Source organism: Mesorhizobium sp. M2A.F.Ca.ET.067.02.1.1 (genome assembly GCF_004023285.1).
Taxonomy (GTDB): Bacteria; Pseudomonadota; Alphaproteobacteria; order Rhizobiales; family Rhizobiaceae; genus Mesorhizobium.
Map to the genome: position 1 here is coordinate 1 of NZ_RZSB01001338.1, position 680 is coordinate 680.

A 680-nucleotide genomic window follows, 5' to 3' on the forward strand; every position below is an offset into this window, starting at 1 on the left:
GGGAAAGACGACCTTGCTGATGATCCTGGCCGGCTTCGTGCGGGCCAATGCCGGCTCGATCAAGGTCGGAGGCGAGGAGATCATAACCATGCCGCCGCACAAGCGCAACATCGGCATGGTGTTCCAGAACTATGCGCTGTTCCCGCATATGAACGTCTTCCACAACATCGCCTTTCCACTCAAGCAGCGCCGCGTGTCGGCCGCGGAAACAGCTGAACGCGTCGAGAGGGCGCTGGACCTGGTGCAACTGAAGGGCCTCCGCGAGCGCCGTGTCGACCAGCTCTCCGGCGGCCAACGGCAACGTGTGGCCCTGGCCCGCGCCATCGTCTTCGAACCGCGCATCGTCTTGATGGACGAACCGCTGTCGGCGCTCGACAAGAGCCTGCGCGAGCACATGCAGATCGAATTGCGCAACCTGCATCGAAGGTTGGGCATGACGACCGTCTACGTCACGCACGACCAGCGTGAGGCGATCACCATGTCGGACCGCATCGCCGTCATGAATGCCGGGCGCATCGAACAGATCGACCAGCCGGAAGTTCTTTACGCCAGGCCGCGGACGAAGTTCGTCGCCGGCTTCATCGGCGAGTCCAGCTTCATTCCCGTCGAGAGCCGCAATGGCAGCGTCTGGTACGAGGACAGGAAGTTACGGATGAACGATGCGGCGCCATCCACTGGTC

Annotated in this window: 1 protein-coding gene; it reads left to right on the forward strand. The window is 62.5% G+C overall.

Going from position 1 to position 680, the window contains the following annotated elements:
- Positions 1–680: ATP-binding cassette domain-containing protein (locus tag EOA28_RS37685; protein WP_128315943.1), on the forward strand; the 680-nt coding region annotated here is incomplete at both ends.